The sequence below is a fragment of the Rhizobium lentis genome, from assembly GCF_014200175.1.
In the GTDB taxonomy this organism is placed as follows: Bacteria; Pseudomonadota; Alphaproteobacteria; order Rhizobiales; family Rhizobiaceae; genus Rhizobium; species Rhizobium mulingense.
The window spans coordinates 307964-325639 of record NZ_JACHBD010000003.1; the positions used below are offsets into that span (position 1 = coordinate 307964).

General features: G+C 61.2%; 22 protein-coding genes. 9 read left to right on the forward strand and 13 right to left on the reverse strand.

Annotation, left to right across the window (positions count from 1 at the left end):
• The 7 genes from GGI60_RS09620 (at nucleotide 1) to GGI60_RS09650 (ending at nucleotide 4622) form a co-directional block, all read left to right on the forward strand.
• Nucleotides 1-444, forward strand: coding sequence for a TIGR02301 family protein (locus GGI60_RS09620; RefSeq protein WP_183915128.1), 444 nt, complete (start codon nucleotides 1-3; stop codon nucleotides 442-444).
• A gap of 103 nt (nucleotides 445-547) precedes the next feature.
• Complete coding sequence (locus GGI60_RS09625; RefSeq protein ID WP_004675135.1) at nucleotides 548-805, forward strand: hypothetical protein; 258 nt, start codon at nucleotides 548-550, stop codon at nucleotides 803-805.
• Between the two features lie 18 nt (nucleotides 806-823).
• On the forward strand, nucleotides 824-1576 hold the full coding sequence (locus GGI60_RS09630) for a hypothetical protein (protein WP_183915131.1): 753 nt from the start codon (nucleotides 824-826) through the stop codon (nucleotides 1574-1576).
• Nucleotides 1577-1659: 83 nt separating this feature from the next.
• Entirely contained in the window at nucleotides 1660-2550 is an 891-nt protein-coding gene (locus GGI60_RS09635; RefSeq protein WP_183915133.1) for a YgfZ/GcvT domain-containing protein, read from the forward strand.
• A gap of 29 nt (nucleotides 2551-2579) precedes the next feature.
• Nucleotides 2580-3152: an HD family hydrolase gene (locus GGI60_RS09640; protein ID WP_183915478.1), complete on the forward strand. Its 573-nt coding sequence runs from the start codon at nucleotides 2580-2582 to the stop codon at nucleotides 3150-3152.
• A complete protein-coding gene (locus tag GGI60_RS09645) occupies nucleotides 3149-3679 on the forward strand; it encodes a tyrosine phosphatase family protein (protein ID WP_183915135.1) in 531 nt (176 codons plus the stop codon). Before GGI60_RS09640 ends, GGI60_RS09645 begins: the two co-directional genes overlap by 4 nt.
• Before the next feature lie 58 nt (nucleotides 3680-3737).
• Nucleotides 3738-4622, forward strand: coding sequence for a mechanosensitive ion channel family protein (locus tag GGI60_RS09650; RefSeq protein WP_183915137.1), 885 nt, complete (start codon nucleotides 3738-3740; stop codon nucleotides 4620-4622).
• A gap of 28 nt (nucleotides 4623-4650) precedes the next feature.
• Here GGI60_RS09650 and GGI60_RS09655 read toward each other — a convergent pair whose 3' ends face one another.
• A complete protein-coding gene (locus GGI60_RS09655; RefSeq protein ID WP_183915139.1) occupies nucleotides 4651-5166 on the reverse strand; it encodes a superoxide dismutase family protein in 516 nt (171 codons plus the stop codon).
• Nucleotides 5167-5290: 124 nt separating this feature from the next.
• Complete coding sequence (locus tag GGI60_RS09660) at nucleotides 5291-5632, reverse strand: hypothetical protein (protein WP_246720351.1); 342 nt, start codon at nucleotides 5630-5632, stop codon at nucleotides 5291-5293.
• Nucleotides 5633-6056: 424 nt separating this feature from the next.
• Between GGI60_RS09660 and GGI60_RS09665 the strand changes: the two genes are divergently transcribed.
• On the forward strand, nucleotides 6057-6701 hold the full coding sequence (locus GGI60_RS09665) for an HD domain-containing protein (protein ID WP_183915143.1): 645 nt from the start codon (nucleotides 6057-6059) through the stop codon (nucleotides 6699-6701).
• Between the two features lie 9 nt (nucleotides 6702-6710).
• The gene (locus tag GGI60_RS09670; protein WP_183915145.1) at nucleotides 6711-7568 is read left to right on the forward strand and encodes an MOSC domain-containing protein; all 858 of its coding nucleotides are present in this window, start codon (nucleotides 6711-6713) and stop codon (nucleotides 7566-7568) included.
• Nucleotides 7569-7681: 113 nt separating this feature from the next.
• Here the strand turns inward: GGI60_RS09670 and GGI60_RS09675 are convergent, their stop codons facing one another.
• The 11 genes from GGI60_RS09675 to GGI60_RS09725 all read right to left on the reverse strand — a co-directional run bounded on the left by GGI60_RS09675 (nucleotide 7682) and on the right by GGI60_RS09725 (nucleotide 17587).
• Nucleotides 7682-8677, reverse strand: a complete 996-nt coding sequence (locus GGI60_RS09675) for an aldo/keto reductase (RefSeq protein WP_183915147.1) — start codon at nucleotides 8675-8677, stop codon at nucleotides 7682-7684.
• 101 nt (nucleotides 8678-8778) lie between these two features.
• The gene (gene recO / locus GGI60_RS09680; protein WP_183915149.1) at nucleotides 8779-9549 is read right to left on the reverse strand and encodes a DNA repair protein RecO; all 771 of its coding nucleotides are present in this window, start codon (nucleotides 9547-9549) and stop codon (nucleotides 8779-8781) included.
• Between the two features lie 119 nt (nucleotides 9550-9668).
• The gene (locus tag GGI60_RS09685) at nucleotides 9669-10154 is read right to left on the reverse strand and encodes a hypothetical protein (protein ID WP_183915151.1); all 486 of its coding nucleotides are present in this window, start codon (nucleotides 10152-10154) and stop codon (nucleotides 9669-9671) included.
• Nucleotides 10155-10393: 239 nt separating this feature from the next.
• Nucleotides 10394-11146 (reverse strand): Crp/Fnr family transcriptional regulator, encoded by a 753-nt coding sequence (locus GGI60_RS09690; protein WP_183915153.1) that lies wholly within the window; start codon nucleotides 11144-11146, stop codon nucleotides 10394-10396.
• Between the two features lie 149 nt (nucleotides 11147-11295).
• On the reverse strand, nucleotides 11296-12237 hold the full coding sequence (gene era, locus GGI60_RS09695; protein WP_183915155.1) for a GTPase Era: 942 nt from the start codon (nucleotides 12235-12237) through the stop codon (nucleotides 11296-11298).
• A 7-nt stretch (nucleotides 12238-12244) separates the two neighbouring features.
• Complete coding sequence (rnc, locus tag GGI60_RS09700) at nucleotides 12245-12964, reverse strand: ribonuclease III (protein WP_183915157.1); 720 nt, start codon at nucleotides 12962-12964, stop codon at nucleotides 12245-12247.
• Entirely contained in the window at nucleotides 12961-13704 is a 744-nt protein-coding gene (lepB, locus tag GGI60_RS09705) for a signal peptidase I (protein ID WP_183915159.1), read from the reverse strand. Before lepB ends, rnc begins: the two co-directional genes overlap by 4 nt.
• A 114-nt stretch (nucleotides 13705-13818) precedes the next feature.
• Nucleotides 13819-14223 (reverse strand): holo-ACP synthase, encoded by a 405-nt coding sequence (gene acpS, locus GGI60_RS09710; protein WP_010028627.1) that lies wholly within the window; start codon nucleotides 14221-14223, stop codon nucleotides 13819-13821.
• Nucleotides 14224-14261: 38 nt separating this feature from the next.
• Nucleotides 14262-14852 (reverse strand): DUF2062 domain-containing protein, encoded by a 591-nt coding sequence (locus GGI60_RS09715; protein ID WP_183915161.1) that lies wholly within the window; start codon nucleotides 14850-14852, stop codon nucleotides 14262-14264.
• 153 nt (nucleotides 14853-15005) lie between these two features.
• Nucleotides 15006-15155, reverse strand: a complete 150-nt coding sequence (locus tag GGI60_RS09720; protein WP_004675049.1) for a DUF3563 family protein — start codon at nucleotides 15153-15155, stop codon at nucleotides 15006-15008.
• Between the two features lie 197 nt (nucleotides 15156-15352).
• The gene (locus GGI60_RS09725) at nucleotides 15353-17587 is read right to left on the reverse strand and encodes a bifunctional (p)ppGpp synthetase/guanosine-3',5'-bis(diphosphate) 3'-pyrophosphohydrolase (protein WP_183915163.1); all 2235 of its coding nucleotides are present in this window, start codon (nucleotides 17585-17587) and stop codon (nucleotides 15353-15355) included.
• Between the last annotated feature and the right edge of the window lie 89 nt (nucleotides 17588-17676).

Below are 17676 nucleotides of genomic sequence, written 5' to 3' on the forward strand. Positions count from 1 at the left end.
ATGCTCAACGTATCAACTGGGAGCATGATTCCCGTTCGACGCGTTGTCCTGTCTCTGCTCGTGCTCGCCGGCCCCACCATGGCTCAGGGCAAGAACTCGCCGCCTCCACAGGAGGCGGAGATTGCGCCGCCGGCCGCGATCGTACCCTATGACGACAAGCTGGCGCGGCTCGCTGAAGTGCTGGGTTCGGTGCATTATCTGAGAACCCTCTGCAAGGCGGCGGGCGGTGATGAGTGGCGAAAGGGCATGCAGCAGCTGCTCGATTCGGAGGCCGGCAACGAACCGCCACGCAAGGAAAGGCTCACGGCAGCCTTCAATCGCGGCTATCGCGCCTTCGCCTCGGTCTATACGGATTGCACCCCGGCAGCCATCGTGGCAGAAGAGCGCTACCGTAACGAAGGTGCAACACTTGCCACAGAAATTACCTCGCGCTTTGGAAATTGACGTTTAATTAACCTGTTTTCGCATGCGGACGTGTCGTTTTGGGAAAAGGCTGTTAGTGTTGTTAACGGTGCAGTAAGAGATGAGAAGTTCTGAGGAAAAGACAATGGAAGCAAGCCTCAACGAGATCGACGACATGATCGTCCACGAAAAGATGCAGGCGGCTCTGGAGTACCAGAACGAGGCTTGGGCCGACGGCATGGCCGACGGGATCGAGCCTGAGATCATTGCTGATGCCGCCATCGCGCATGCACTGCGCGAGACCATTAGATTGCATGGGGAAAGCAGCGCCGAAGCTCTGCTCGATTCGCTGCGCGACCGTATGCTTGCCGGCGAATTCTCCGCCAACCGCACCCTGCAATAATTATTATCAGAGAGTTCGATGCGCATCGGTAAAGAGAAAGTTTCGCGAATTCCGCTCGCGCCGGTGATGCTTGCATTCAGCCTTACCGCCGGCAGTCTCGCCCTTGCGCCCTCGGCCTATGCGCTTTCCGAACTGCACAAGATCCCCGGCCAGCCGAACGATCAGCCGGCACAGGGAAACGCCCAGGGGCAGAGCCAGCCGCAGGGCACCACCACCCCCGGCGTTCCCATGGCCGATCCGCTGGTCAACAGCCAGACCAGCCAGGGTGTCGACAAGACGCCGGGCACGCAGGACAATTCCAAGCCCGTCGAGGTGATCTACGACATCAGCAAGGCGCCCGAGCCGGTGCGCAAGATGCGCCAGCAGATCGTCGAGGCGGCCGCCTCCGGTGATCTCGAACGGCTGCGGCCACTGATGGGCGCCGGCGCAGAACAGACGCAGGTAACCGTCGGCGAGCCCACGGACGATCCGATCGGCACACTGAAGGATCTCTCCGGCGATCCCGATGGGGACGAAATCCTCGCCATCATGCTCGACATCGTCTCGACCGGCTTCGTGCATGTCGGCCAGGGCACAGCCGAAGACATGTATGTCTGGCCCTATTTCGCCGAGAAAGACTTGAAGTCGCTGACGCCGCCGGAGCGCGTCGAATTGCTGCGCATTGTCACCGCCGGCGATCTCTCCGACATGCAGGAATTCGGGGGATATAATTTCTACCGCCTCGGCATTACGCCCGACGGCAAATGGAAATTCTTCACGGCAGGCGACTGACAGGCCACGCAAGCCGCATGGCGCTTGCGATCCACCTTATGAAGTCATACCTCTGAGCGATGACCAACGCGACAGGTTCCGCCATGCCATTCGTATTCCTGAAAGACCGCTCATTGCTCTCCGTCGGCGGCGCGGACGTTCAATCCTTCCTGCAGAACCTGATCACCACCGATATCACCTCGCTTGCGCCCGACGAAGCGCGGCCTGGGGCGCTGCTGACGCCGCAGGGCAAAATCCTGTTCGACTTCATGATCTGGCAGGACGGCGACGGCTATACGATCGAAACGGATGCTGACCAGCGCGACGGGCTCATGAAGCGGCTGACAATGTACAGGCTGCGGGCCGCCGTCACGCTTGCGCCCATCGCCGAAGAAGGCATCAGCGTTTGCTGGGGCGAAGATGCCGATGGCAGCGGGGACGCCGAAGGTGTCCGGGACAGCCGGGACGTCCGCGACAGCCGGAGCGTCCGGGACAGCCGCTTCGCCAAGGCCGGCATCACGCTGACCCGCCGGCCGGGACGGCACGGTGACGGCGCTGAGGCGCTCTATGACGCGTTGCGCATCGCCCACGGCATTGCGATATCGGGATCGGACTTCGCGCTGCAGGATGCCTTTCCGCATGACGTGCTGATGGATCTGAACGGCGGCCTCTCCTTCAAAAAGGGCTGCTATGTCGGACAGGAAGTGGTTTCGCGCATGCAGCACCGCGGCACCGCGCGCCGTCGCGTCGTCACGCTATCCGCCGCAACGGCTCTGCCGGACACGGGCACCGCAATCACTGCTGCCGGCAAGCCAGTCGGCACACTCGGCTCCGTCGAGGGCGGCAGCGGACTTGCGATCGTGCGCATCGACCGCGCCGGCGCCGCGATGGCGGAAGGCACGCCCCTGCTGGCCGGCGAAACACCGGTTTCTCTCGCTCTGCCTCCATGGTCAGGCCTTGTCTTCCCCACCAGCGCCGACGAGGCCAGCGCGTGACGGCCAAAGCTCCGCGTGCCTGGCAACGCATGCTGTCCGGGCGCAGACTCGACCTCCTCGACCCCTCGCCGCTCGATGTCGAACTCGCCGACATCGCCCACGGCTTGGCGCGTGTCGCCCGCTGGAACGGCCAGACGTCGGGCGATTATGCTTTTTCGGTGGCGCAGCACAGTCTCGTCGTCGAGGATATTTTCCGCCGCTTCAACAATGCCCGGCCGGAGGAGTGCCTGATGGCGCTGCTGCATGACGCGCCGGAATATGTGATCGGAGACATGATCTCGCCGTTCAAATCGGTGGTCGGCGGCGGCTACAAGACTGTGGAATTGCGGCTGGAGGCGGCCATACACCTGCGCTTCGGCCTGCCGCCGCATCCCGCGCGCGAGCTCAAGGACCGGATCAAGAAGGCCGACGCGATTGCCGCCTATTTCGAGGCGACGGTGCTTGCCGGTTTCACGCCGGCCGAAGCGCAAAAATTCTTCGGCCAGCCGCGCGGCGTCAGCAGGGAAATGTTGATGATCGAACCGCTTCCGGCAGTGGAAGCGCAGCAGTTGTTCTGCGAGCGCTTCGCGGCGATCGATGCCGAGCGGGAGATGGGATCGTGAGCTTCATCGTGGTCTCACCGCTGTCACGCATTGCCGAACTGGCGGTGCGCCACAAGGCGCGGGACATGATCAGTCTAATTGCCAAAGAACAGGCCTTTCACCGACCGGGCGTGATCGCGCCCGAGCGTCACCTGACGCTTGCAATGAACGACATCGCGTTCAAGAGCACCGGCGGTCTCGTGGCGCCCGATGAAACGCATGTGCGGGGGATTATCGAGTTTGCCGCATCGTGGCGGCAGGAGACGCCGCTGCTCATCCATTGCTGGATGGGTGTGTCGCGATCCCCGGCGGCCGCTCTTATCGCCGCATTGTCGCTCGCACCGGATCAGAGCGAGGAAGAGCTGGCCCTGCGGCTGCGCGCCGCCTCGCCCTTTGCGACGCCGAATACCCGGCTGATCGAGATCGGCGACGCCCTGCTTGGCCGCGGCGGCCGGCTGGTGGCCGCCGTCCGGGCCATCGGTCGTGGCGCCGATGCCGACGGCAATGCGCCCTTTTTGCTTGCAATCCGGGAGGCCGCTGGCGGTTGACGCTACTGCGGCCTGCTCCATCTTGCCTTGGACCACGCAGAATACGCAGGGCCAAATCATGGAACAGCAAGCAGCCGACGTCCTTCTTGCCACCCGCACGGCGCTCAGCCAGGCAAGCGCGCTCGCAGTCCAGTATTCCTTTTCCATCCTCGGAGCGGTGATCCTGCTCGTCGTTGGCTGGACGTTGGCGGGCTTCGTCAGCCGCTGGGCATATGAAGGGCTGTCGCACATCCATGGCATCGACGAGACATTGGCGCGCTTCTTCACCAATGTCATCCGCTACGCACTGCTGATCCTGGTGTTCATCACCGTGCTCGGCCAAGTCGGCGTCCAGACCGCCTCGATCATCGCCGCCCTCGGCGCAGCAGGCTTGGCGATCGGGCTGGCGCTGCAAGGGACACTGCAGAATATTGCGGCCGGCATCATGCTGTTGATCCTCAGACCGTTCCGCGTCGGCGAATATATCGAGACCAGCAGCGTGGCCGGCACGGTGCGCGAGATCGGGCTGTTTGCGACAGAACTGAGGACCGGCGACGGGCTCTATCGGCTGGCGCCGAATTCGACGCTCTGGAACACACCGATTACCAACTTCAGCCGCGAACCTACGCGGCAGAACGACCTGAAGGTCAGCATTTCTCGTGAGGATGATCTTGATTTGACGATGGAGACGTTGATGGGCATTGCCAAAGGGAATTCCAGGGTGCTGCCGTCACCGGCACCCAGCGTTTTCATCGACAGCCTCGGTGACAGCACGATATCCGTAACGCTGCGCTACTGGGCAAAGACCGGCGACTGGTGGCAGGTCAGCCGTGACATGGTGAAGCGGGTAAAACTTGCCTTCGACGAAAAGGGCGATCCGGCCGCGTTGCGGGACGACTCAAATTCCCCGCCGGGAAAGAGGTCTAACGGCACCGCGACGGCCGAAAAGCCGACGCGACAGTGAGACACTGTTGTCCGGGGCGGTCGTCGGCCTATTGAATGACGCCGCAGGCAAGTCTTTCCCCGGCGTCACCGGAAGGCTGGCTGCGATAATCGTCGGAATTGACGTGCACCATCAACGCGCGGCCTCGGATGCCGTCCTTCTTGCCGTCAAGGGTTACCATGCCGTCGAATATCTGGGCTCTCAACACGCCGTCCTGTCCCACATATTGATTGGGCATATCGCCGGCATGGGGTCCCTTGGCCGCAAGAATCCCGTGCTCGGCCGAGCCAGGGTTGAAATGGCCGCCTGCTGATTCGTGATGGGTTGCCGCATCGCAGCGGCCGGTCTCGTGTACATGAAAGGCCACCCATTTATTGGCCGGCAGCCCCGATATCTCCACTTCGATCAAGACGCCGCCATTGGCGGCGGCGGTCAGCTGGGCGCGGCCGGTTTCCTTGCCGTCCTTGCCGACGAAATTGGCAACCGCCGTCTGCTTGTCCTGAGCGCCAGCCGGCACGGCAATCGCAAGCAGGCTCACGGCGGCGATGATGCGCATCGCTTTCATGGAGATCTCCTTCCCTCCGGTTGTCCTTCTGAACGTGTCAGACCAGAAGGTGTTCCTCTACGGACCATCCAACAAAAAAGCCGGCCAACGGGCCGGCTTGCAGATCACCTGGCTCTAGACGCCGTCAGGCGACGGCGTCAAAATCGAACTGGCCGTAGGTGTTGCGGTAAAGATCGTCGGATTGATCGCCGGTCGTCGGCGCAGTCTGCTGCAATGGATAGGGAACGGCGATGCTGCTCGTCGTGGCGGTGTCGCGCGTGTCCATCATCAACGCAATCAGGCTGCCGGAAAATTTCGGCTGCGTGTCGCTGGCCGTGTCGTCTTCCAGCAGTTGCTTGATGATACCGGGCTTCTCATCGGCGGCACGTTCGCTGCGGCTGAGTACGCCGTCACCATTTGAATCGAGCCGCGAAAGCGTCGCAAGATATGCGTATGAAGTATCTGAAACGGATGTGGTGCGGGTCATACAAACCTCCATTCACCGACTTTTGCCGGTGGTGTTTGTACGCAATACGAGAATGGGAAATCACTGTTGACTCGCTGGTTAAACTGATTTGCGCATTGCGTCAACAAGTTGTTAACTCCTCGTTAACGATGATTGACAGGTATTAACGGATCCCCCGCAAGCGGAGGTTTTGTGCGCAGCAATCGAGCAGCCTTCCCGGTATTTCAGGGATTTTTCACATACAAAACAATTATTTTTCCCAGCGAGGGTGCGACAGACTTCTCCTGAGGTCAGCGCCGAACTCCTCATGATTGCGACTCGCTTGGCAAGCCGCTACAAAACCGGCTCCGTGTTCTGCAACTGTTCGTAGGCGCGCCGCTTCCCGGAAGCCGCATTCACTTTCGGCCGGAGCGCTATGGACGATTTCCCCAATAACAGGTGCGCAATGTTCAAGGCCGAAGCCTTCTCCCCTCATGTGACGCTCGCAGCGTCGCTGATTGCGCATGCGGCCGAAGGCGACGACGGCTCGCACGATCTCGCCCATATCCTGCGCGTCTTCAGAAACGCAATGCGCATCCACGCGGGCGAAGGCGGAGATGGACGCATCCTCGCCGCTGCGGTGCTGCTGCACGACTGCGTCGCGGTTGAGAAGAATTCCCCCTTGCGGGCCAAAGCATCGGCGCTGGCGGCGGAAAAAGCCTCAGTGATCCTGGCCGAACTCGGCTGGAGCGCGGCGGATATCGGCGCCGTGGCGCATGCCGTCACCGCTCACAGTTTCTCAGCCGGGGTGACGCCACGGACGATCGAGGCGAAGATCCTGCAGGATGCCGACCGGCTGGACGCGATCGGCATGGTCGGCGTCGCACGCTGTTTCTATATCGGCGGGCGAATGGGATCCGGGCTCTATGATCCGTTCGACCCGGCGGCAACGAACCGTCCTCTCGACGACAAGCGTTATGCCATTGACCATTTCCAGACGAAGCTGTTCAAACTGGCGGAAGGGTTCCAGACGGAGACCGGCCGCCGGCTGGCAGCTGCGCGTGACCAAAGTCTGCGTGATTTTCTCTCGGCATTCATGGAAGAAATTTAGGAGAACGGCATGCGTGTCAGCGACCTCTTCATCTACCCGCTCAAGAGCGCTCGCGCCATTGCGCTGCCGGCCGCCGATATTGACGCCTATGGGCTTCCCGGTGACCGGCGGGCGATGATCACCGACCCGCAGGGCCACTTCATCACTCAGCGCGAACTGCCGGACCTCGCGCGCATCGAAATACGGCCGAAGGCCGACGCCTTCCGGCTGCTGATGCAGGGCAAGCCTGAGATATCGGTGCCGCCACCCCGGCCTGAAATCCGCATGGATGTTAGGGTGTGGAAATCGACCGTCAGCGCCGCCGTCGCCGATGCAGCGAGCAATCACCAGCTGTCCGAATGGCTCGGCCGGGAAGTGCGACTGGTGTTTTTTGACGGACAGGCACAGCGGACGGCAAATGCCGAATGGGCCGGCGACGGCACGCCGGTAAGCTTTACCGACGGTTACCAGATCCTGGTGACGACGACCGGTTCGCTGCAGGCGCTGAACGCCGAACTTGCCGCCCATGGCGAAGGCAGCGTCGGCATGGAGCGCTTCCGACCGAACGTCGTCATCGACACCGACGCAGCCTGGCCGGAGGATCGCTGGGCGGCGATCGAGATCGCCGGCATCCGCTTCGATCTCGTCAAACCCTGCTCGCGCTGCATAATGACGACGCAGGACCAGCTGACAGGGTCACGCGAGGTGGCAAATCCGATGCCGGCCATGGGCCGCATCCGCATGTCGGCCGACCGCCGCGTACCCGGCCCGCTGTTCGGCTGGAACGTCACGCCGCGCGGCAGCGGCAGGATCACGATCGGCGACACTGTCAAGGTCATCGAGGAAAGGCCGGAGGGTTGGGCCTTGAAGGTTCGTGGGCGAGGATAGGTCGAATATGGGAAGGCTAGTTGAACGGCGCCTTTCTTCCGAAACGCAGCAACGTTCTCCCTCATTCCTGTGCCTGTCACAGGAATGAGGGTGGCGTGGGTTGCGCCCGCCTCTTATCCGCGAGCGAGTGCAGCATCGATCTCCGCCATGACACCGGCCGGCAGCGGTCCCTTCTCCAGCGCGCCGGCATTTTCCTCCACCTGGGCGACGGTGCGGAAGCCCGGAATGGGAAAGGTGCGCGGCGACCTTGCCCAGAGCCAGGCGAGCGCGCCCTGCGTCAGTGTGCGGCCGCCTGATTTGAGAAGGTCGCGGACGGCATCAAGCCTTGCGGCAAATTTCGGGGCCATGCGCCCGTCCTTGAAGTAAACCATCCATTCGAGCGCTGCGCCGCGGACATCCTTGGCGCCGACGGCCTTGTCGGCAGTGAACTTGCCGGTCAACAGTCCCATGGCCAGGGGACCGCGATTGATCGAGATCAGGCCTTTCTGCTCGACCACCGCGATCATCTCCGGCACCGGCTCGAAGACATTCATCGTATGCTGGATCGAGACAAAGCCCTTGCGCCCGGCGTGGCGGGCGGCGCGATCGGGATGATCGGTGCTCCAGCCGAAGGCATCGATCTTGCCTTCGGCACGCAGCGCCTCCAGCGTATCGAAGACGACATCGGATTGTTCCAGCGGAAAATCGTTGATGTGGAATTGCAGCAGATCGAGGCGGTCGCGCTTGAGACGGCGCAGCGATGTCTCGACGGAGCGGCGAATGAAACCCTCATCGGCAAAGGCGCCGATTGCCTGCTTCGTTTCCGGATCGGTGGCAAAGCCGAATTTGGTGGCGACGATGATGTCGTCACGATTGCCGATCGCCCGGCCGAGCACTTCCTCGGAATGGCCGGCGCCGTAATTCGAGGCGGTGTCGAAGAAGCGGATGCCGAGCTCGACGGCGCGATGAATTGCTTCCACCGATTCGTCGTCATCGACCTCACCCCAGCCGAGCGGCGTGTCGCCGGCGAAGAAAGGGCCGCCGATCGCCCAGCAGCCCATGCCGAGGCGCGGAATTTCGCGGCTATTCCAAAGCGTGATCGTCGTCGGTGATGCGGTCTTGGTCAGCATGAGTTACCTCCGTGGTTGGCAGCCCTTCAAGACATAGGAAGAGCTCCCAGGCGGGTAAACCGCCAAATCCGGAGGATGTTTTGCAACAGTAAAAAACGAGGTCAGGCGGGGACGTCGTTTGGATCGGAAAGCGTTCGCAAGGCTGGATTGAGCGCCTTGAGTGCGGCCTGGACGAAGCCATCACGCGCTGCCGCAGCCTCCATGCCGCGTGGCTCGTAGACATGACGATGTAGGAAGAATCCCGTCAGATGGAACGCGGCTGCCAGGCTGTCGAAGTCCGCCGCGTGATTGCCTTCGGCGCCGAGAAAGGGTGGCAGGACCAGCATCTTGTCCGCCCACGGCGCACCGGCGCTGCGGCTGACGGCGCGGCCGGATTTCGGCGAGACATAGGCGAGATCGGAACGGGCGCCGGTCGCCGCGCATTCGGCAAGATCGAGACCGAAGCCGAGATCGTTGAGTACCGCGAGTTCGAAACGCACGAAGAGTTCGCCGGCATCGGCCGGATTGTGCAGATGATCGAGAATGACCTCCAGCGCGTCGAAAAGGTGCGGATGCGGGTCGCGCTCCGGCAGCAGCCGCAGCAGCGCACCCATCGCCTGCACGCCGTAGACGGCGGTCGCCGTTTCCATGAGACGCGCGGCGCGCAGCGTCACCGGCTCGACGCGGAACTCACCGAGATGCTCGTCCAACCGTGCGCGCCACATGACCTCCACGGCATTACCCGGCTGCAGCACCGGCTGCATGGCGCGAGAGCGGCCGGAACGCACCAGGCCGAGATGGCGGCCGCGATCACGCGTCATCACCTCGGCGATGACGCTCGTCTCACCATGGCGCTTGACACCCAGAATGATCGCGTGGTCCTGCCACTGCATCCAAAGAAATCCCTGCGGCTGACGATTCCATCCTACCGTATAATTCGCGCCATCGGAATCGAATAGAGAATTATACAGTAATTCAAAGCGTTACAGCGTGTTCTCGGCGTCCGGCCGGGTCAAGCCGCGGCCGGAAGGAGCCTCTGCAGGAATTCGCGCATCGCCTTCTCGTCGAATGGCTTCACCAGAAGCGGTATATGCTGCAGGTCGGGCGGGAAATCGCGTATATCGGAATAGCCGCTGACGAAGCCGAAGGGGATGCCGACATCGAGAAGATGGCGGGCAAATCCGAAACTCGTGCCCTCTCCGAGATTAATGTCGAGAAGGGCGAAATCATAGCTTTCCGCAGCAATCGCCGCCCTCGCCTGTTCCAGGCTGCCGACGATATCGATGCCGTCGACGCCAGCCAGGCGCAGAATATCCTCTGCCTCCATGGCGATGATCAGACTGTCCTCAAGAACCAGAACACGGTTTGCGCTCATGATTCCACGCCCCTCGTCGGGCGCCTGTCGCAGCGCCCCGGCCGTTCCGCCAACATCATTGCCCTCCGGTGCCCCGCATGGCACACTATCGGTGAATTCCGCCACCACTTCTGAATAAACCATTTTTCTGTCCGGCCAATAAGAATCAAATCGGAGGAAAGACGAGGGCCGACCTTATTTTGCCAGATGCTGATGCGCATTTAAAAAAGACATAGACAGGCCGGCTGTGCGTTTCCGCACGCCCATGCCGCATCTGTCCGATAGCCTGGAGCGCACCGCAACCTTCAGCTCACACCTCGCGCTTCACGTCTTTTTTTCGTATGTCCGTATCGCAAGACCGGCCCACTTTTGCACGCCATGCTTCAGATGAAGGGGCGCTTGCCCTCTCCAAGCCCATCCCAGCCGGCGATCGCCATCAGTTCCTCACCATTCAGCACCTCGCAGCCGCGCTCCTGCCAACGGAGCAATCCCCGTTCGCTGAGCTTCTTCAAGGTTTTGTTGGTGTGAACGATGGAAAGACCAAGGGTGTCGGCGATGTGCTGCTGCGTGATGGGGATGAAATTGCGGCCGTTGAAGAGATCGAGCTTCCTGCCGCGCTCAAACAGGAACGCGAGCAGATAGGCCGCTCTTTCCAGTGCTGTGCGGCGGCCGATGCTGAGGAGATGTTCATCCAATATCCGCTCCTCGCGCGCGGCGATCCAGGTGATGTCGAAGGCGAGCGACGGGTGCTTGTTATAAAGCGTCATCAGCCTGTTGCGCTCGAAGACGCAGAGGGAAACCGGCGAAAGCGCTTCGATGGAATGCTGCATTTCGCCGGCGATCGTTCCCTGCAGGCCGATCAGGTCGCCCGGCATGATATAATTCAGGATCTGTCGGCGTCCGTCTTCCAGCATCTTGTAGCGGAAGCCCCACCCGGAAAGCACCGTAAAGAGATGAGCGCTGTGGGCGCCCTCGACGAGGATGGTCGAGCCGGCGTCGACGGCAAGCTCACCCCTCTTGAAATGTGAAACGAATTCCAGCTCGTCGCGGCTGAATTCCCTGAAATGCGGCAGGGGCCGCAAAGGACACTGCTGGCAAGGCGTTTTGAAAGAATTGATCGATCTCGACGTCGCCATGTTTGCCCTTGCCGTCGCAAAACCGGCGCGCCATCGTCGGCGCGCCGTTCATCAAGGAATGCGCAAGCCGCAGATTTGTTCCGCCAGCGAGGCGGATTTTTTATGTATAAACAAGGGACTGGCCGGGGCCGATCAAATCCTTGCCATGCCTATCTCGGGAAATCGAGACCCATTTCGCGGAACCGCTCCGGATCATCACCCCAATTCTCGCGAACCTTGACGAACAGGAAGAGATGGACCGGCTGTTCCAGGATTTCCGACAATTCCTTGCGGGAAGCCGTTGAGATCGCCTTGATGGTTTCCCCACCCTTGCCGAGCGCGATCTTCTTCTGGCTGTCGCGCTCGACGTAGATCACCTGCTCGATGCGCACCGAGCCGTCCTTGCGCTCTTCCCACTTCTCCGTTTCGACATGCGAGGAATAGGGAAGCTCCTGGTGCAGGCGCAGAAACAGCTTCTCGCGCGTGATCTCGGCGGCGAGCTGTCGCATGGGAAGATCGGAGATCTGGTCTTCCGGATAGTACCACGGCCCTTCAGGAAGGGTCTCGGCCAGATAGTCCATGACGTCGTCGCAGCCGGAACCGTTTTCGGCCGAGATCATGAAGGTGCGTTCGAAAGCGATCTTCTCGTTGGCGCTCGCGGCCAGCGCCAGCAGATCCTCGCGGTTGACGCGGTCGATCTTGTTGAGCACCAGGATCTTCGGCTGCTGGACTTCCTTGAGGCCTTCGAGAATGGCTTCGGCGTCACCGCGCAGGCCGCGCTCGCTGTCGATCAGCAGCATGATCAGATCGGCATCCTTGGCGCCACCCCAGGCCGAGGTCACCATGGCGCGGTCGAGCCGGCGGCGCGGCTTGAAAATGCCCGGCGTATCCATGAAGACGATCTGGGCATTGTCGTGAATGGCAATGCCGCGCACGATCGCGCGGGTGGTCTGCACCTTGTGGCTGACGATCGAGACCTTGGCGCCGACGAGGCGATTGACCAGCGTCGACTTGCCGGCATTGGTCGGGCCGATCAGCGCGACGAAGCCCGAATGCGTCGGACCATGGGTTTCTGCAGCAGCTTCGGCCGCGATATCTTCTTCTTGTGTCATTGTCCCGTCAGTTTCCGGCAGGCGATTGCTGCCAAATGCCTTCGCGCTCGAGCATCTTGGTCGCCGCCACCTGTTCGGCGGCACGCTTCGACCGCTCTACGCCGGTTTCCGGCTTTATGCCAGCAACTTCCACCGTGACCTTGAAGCGCGGATCATGATCCGGTCCGCTGCGTTCATCAACCCGATAGATCGGGGTGACGCCGAATTTCGCATGCGACCATTCCTGCAGCTCGGTCTTGGCGTCGCGCTTGGCGCCATCGGCCCTGACCGCCCTGCCCTGCCAATAACGCAGGATGAAGCGGCGCGCGACTTCGAGGCCGCCGTCGAGATAGATCGCGGCGATCAGGCTTTCGACCACATCGGCGCGCACGTTCATCATGCGCTTGCCGGTCAATTTCTTCACATCGGCGCCGGTGCGGATATAGAGGTGAAGGTCGAGTTCGTCGGCGACCGCAGCGCAGGTTTCGGCGCTGACGAGCTGGTTGAGACGAACCGAGAGCTCGCCTTCCCCCGCCGTGCCGAAGGTGCGGAACAGGAGCTCGGCGATGCAGAGTCCGAGGACCCTGTCGCCGAGGAACTCCAGCCGCTCATAATTGCCGCCCTTTTCCGTCCGGGCGCTGGCATGGGTCAGCGCGCGATCCAGGCGTGCCTTCTCGGCGAAGTCATGACCGATCAGGCTTTCAAGCTTTGCGCGGTCCGCCGCAGAAAGCGTCTGCGCCTTGCTCATTCAACAACCTTGAAAAGGCGGTCCCAGCGCATATTGGTCGGCCACTTCCAGATTTCGCGGAAAGACGTGTCGTTGCCGAGCGAGAAGAAGATGACGCTGGCGCGGCCGACGAGGTTTTCAGCCGGCACGAAGCCGACATCGAAGCGGCTGTCGAGCGAATTGTCGCGGTTGTCGCCCATCATGAAATAATGGCCTTCCGGCACTATGAATTCGCGGGTGTTGTCGCCGCGTGACACCGGAGACTGGTCGAGCGTGTCGTAGGTCTTGCCATTGTCCAGCGTTTCGCGGAAGACCGGTACGTCCTCACCCGGATCGAGCTTGTAATCCGAGGTGAAGCTGCCGTCCGCAACCTTCGGAACCGGCTTGCCGTTGACGTAGAGCACGCCGTCGGTGACCTGGATGTGGTCGCCGGGAAGACCGATGCAGCGCTTGATGTAATCGATATCGGGATTGGGCGGGAAGCGGAAAACGACGATGTCACCACGCTTCGGATCGGAACCGAACAGGCGACCGTTGAAGATATCGGGAGAGAAGGGCAGCGAATATTTCGAATAGCCGTAAGCGAACTTATTGACGAAGATGTAGTCGCCGACGAGCAGCGTCGGCATCATCGAACCTGACGGAATGGTAAAGGGCTGGAACAGCACCGTTCGAATCACCATCGCCAAAATCAGCGCCTGGATGATGACTTTGATATTTTCCCAGAGGGCGTTCGGCTTGGCTTCGACTTTATCGGACACGCAGTCTTATTCCTTCAAGACGCCGCGACGGCGCAATTCTTTATGTCGTTCTCTCTAGCGGCTTCAGCCGGATGCGGCAATGGCGACAACATCAAAAGCGACGAGAGGTCGCGATCAGAGGCTCTCAGGCAACGCCTCGATGATAACAAAGGCCTGCGCCAAGGGATAATCATCGGTTATTGTCAAATGAATGGCGGCCCTGTGGCCGGCGGGCAGCATCGATTCGAGGATTGCGGCGGCACCGCCTGACAGAACCATGGTCGGCTTGCCGCTCGGCAGGTTGACGACGCCCATGTCCTTCCAGAAGACACCCTGGGCGAGGCCCGTGCCGAGCGCCTTGGAACAGGCTTCCTTGGCGGCGAAACGCTTGGCATAGGATTCGGCGCGGTTTGCCCGGCGGTCGGAGCGTGCGCGCTCGATCTCGGTGAAACAGCGATGGGTGAAGCGCTCACCGAAGCGCTCGATCGATTTTTCGACACGGCGAATGTCGATCAGATCGCTGCCAATCCCGATGATCATGCCGGACCCTTCCGTCGCTTAAGCATTCTGCACGGGTTTCATACGCTCGGCATGTCGCTGACCGGCCCCGCCAGACGCAGGCGCGCCCGCTCCATCAGGCGCGTGCGGCGGCGCGTCTGAAACCCCTTTACGGTGTAGAACGTCAACGCATAGAGCGCAACGGAGGTCACGGCGGCCGGGGGAATGGCGCCGATCAGCATTGGCTCCAGCACCGGCTTCCATAATTCGGTGAAGTTCAGCTTGTGAAAGAGGGCGGCGAGATCCACCGCCTGACCCGCCAGATGATCCTCGCGGCTTAACAGCAGATGGCCGATCTCCCAGGTGATGCCCCAGATGAAGGGATAGGTCAGCGGATTTCCGAAGGCAGCGCAACCGAGGGCGGCCGCCACCATATTGCCAGATAGGAAATAGCTGATGACGAAAGCCATGACGAAATGCACGCCGATGAAAGGCGTCCACGAGACGAAGACGCCCGCGGCGACCCCGGCCGCAACCGCATGCGGCGAAGCGCTCAGGCGCAGAATGCGCATTGTCAGATAACGGATCGGGCGAAGGAAACCTTTTCGGGGCCACAGAAGCTCCCGCATCTTTTCCTTGAAGCCCGCAGGCTTGCGACGGCGAAACAACATGGCGGCTATTTAGTGCAGCGCACAGGACCGTGACAAGAGCGGCAAATGATACCACCCGAAAAACAGCCGCTCAATTTTCTCTGCGGAGCAGCGGCTTCCTACCGGGGCGTTCGTAACGCAACGTCCCCCACTGATCCAAGTATAAATCTGCTATTAGCGGCTGCGGAACAGACCGCGGTCGACCTGGCGCTGACGAAACTCGAGATCGATACGATCGAACGAGCCGTTCAAATAGGCCATTTCACGTTCCTGTGTGGTCGGAGCGCGAAGAGCGCGAGCGATTTTCCTGATAGGGTCAAACATTTCCTTGTCTCATCTTCTGTTTACGTTTTCGATGACCAGAAGATAGTCCTGGCAGAGGTGAATTACCACCGCCCGCAACATGGGGACAGCCATGCACTGAGCGCATACACTGCCACTCCGATGCGCTATTCTGGTCTTGAAACGGTCATAAAATGTGCAAATTCTCGGTCAGCTGCCGTGACAGGCTTAACAAAAGCCTATTCGTAGAGCCGCCGGACCGTGGCGATGCAGTCGAGTTCCTTCATCTGGGCGAGCAGCTGGTTGAGCTGACGCAGATCCCAGACCTCGACCTCGAGCATCATTTCGGTGAAATCGGCTGCCACCCGTACGGTGTTCAGCAGGCGGATATTGACATCAAGACTTGCAACCGTCTGGGCGACCTTGGCGAGCGTGCCGGGCTCGTTCAATCCGTTCACCATGATGCGCGCCATGAAGCGCGACTTGTTGGCTTCGTCGAGGTCCCAGCGGACATCGATCCAACGGTCGGGCTGATCATCGAAGCGCTGCAGGCTCGGCGACTGGATCGGATAGATGGTGATACCTTTGCTCTGATCCATGATGCCGACGATGCGGTCGCCGGGCACGGCGCCTGTCGAGGCGAACTTGACGTCGACATTGCCGGACAGGCCGCGGATCGGGCCGATATCGACATCGGCGTCTAGTTCGGAATGTCCGCCCTCAGCCCCGGCCCTCGCCTTGCCGGGGATCTTGAAGATCATGCCGGCCGCACTGCGGACATTGAACCAGCCGTCGTCGCCGGAAGGCTTGACGGTGACGCGTTCGTCCTGGTGGTCGGGATAGACGGCGCGCAGTACGTCGAGCGAGGACATCTCGCCGCGGCCGACAGCGGCGATCGCATCCTCGACGTCCTTCTGGCCGAGACGGTGCAACGCCGGCTTCATCGCCTCGCGCGAGAAGATCTTGCCGGCCCTGTTGAAGGTGCGCTCGAGAATGCGGTGGCCGAGGCCGGCATATTGCTTGCGGATCGCCATGCGAGTGGCGCGGCGAATGGCGGCGCGCGCCTTGCCGGTGACGACAATCTCCTCCCAGGCGGCCGGCGGAACCTGCACGCCAGAGCGGATGATTTCGACTTCGTCGCCATTGGCCAGCCGCGTCACCAGCGGCATGATGCGGCCGTTGATCTTGGCGCCGACCGTGGTGTCGCCGATATTGGTGTGAACGGCGTAGGCGAAGTCGATCGGCGTGGCGCCGCGCGGCAGGGCAATCAGCTTGCCCTTCGGCGTGAAGCAGAAGACCTGGTCCTGGAAAAGCTCGAGCTTGGTGTGCTCGAGGAATTCTTCCGGACTGTCGCCCTCCGCGAGCGCCTCGATCGTGTGGCGCAGCCAGGAATAGGCGTTGGATTCGCGCGAAAGGATGTCGCCATCGGCATTGGTGGCGCCGTCCTTGTAGAGCGTATGGGCGGCGATGCCGAATTCGGCGATCTCGTGCATGCGCTTGGTGCGGATCTGCAGCTCGATGCGCTGGCTGGAGGGACCGACGATGGTGGTGTGCAGCGAGCGGTAATCGTTCTGCTTCGGCGTCGAGATGTAGTCCTTGAAGCGGCCGGGCACGACACGCCAGCGCGTATGGACGATGCCGAGCGCGCGATAGCAGGACGGGATGTCCTCGACGATCAGGCGGAAACCGTAGACATCCGAAAGCTGCTCGAAAGACAGCGACTTCGACTGCATCTTGCGGAAGACTGAATAAGGTTTCTTCTGCCGGCCCTTGACATAGGCGCTCGTCAGGCCGCTGGCGACCAGCAGGTCGCGCAACTCGGCCTCGATCTTCTTGACGATGCCCTCGTTGCGCTTGGAGAGCTCTTCCAGCCTTTTCGTGACGGTCTCGTAGGCCTCCGGGTTCATGTGCCGGAAGGAAAGCTCCTCGAGTTCCTCGCGCATGTCCTGCATGCCCATGCGACCGGCGAGCGGCGCATAGATTTCCATCGTCTCCTCGGAGATGCGGGCACGCTTGTCGGCCGACATGTGATCGAGGGTGCGCATATTGTGCAGACGGTCGGCGAGCTTGACGAGCAGCACGCGCACATCGTCGGAAATGGCGAGCAGCAGCTTGCGCAGGTTCTCCGCCTGCTTTGCCTTCTTGGTGACGAGATCGAGCTTCTTGATCTTCGTCAGGCCCTCGACCAGCCGGCCGATATCCTCACCGAAGAGTTCGTCGATCTCGGCGCGCGTCGCCGTCGTATCCTCGATCGTGTCGTGCAGAAGAGCAACCGCGATCGTCGATTCGTCGAGATGCATGTCGGTGAGGATGGCGGCGACCTCGAGCGGATGGGAAATATAGGGATCGCCGCTCGCGCGCTTTTGCTGGCCATGTTTCTGCATGGCGTAGACATAGGCTTTGTTCAGCAGTGCTTCATTGGCATCGGGCTTGTATTGCTGAACCCGCTCCACGAGTTCGTACTGCCGCATCATTCCAAAGCCACTCCGGTAAAAATAAAAGCGCGCCAATCAACGATTGGCGCACACATGGGCAATAATATGCCTAAGCCATAAAGGCGCAA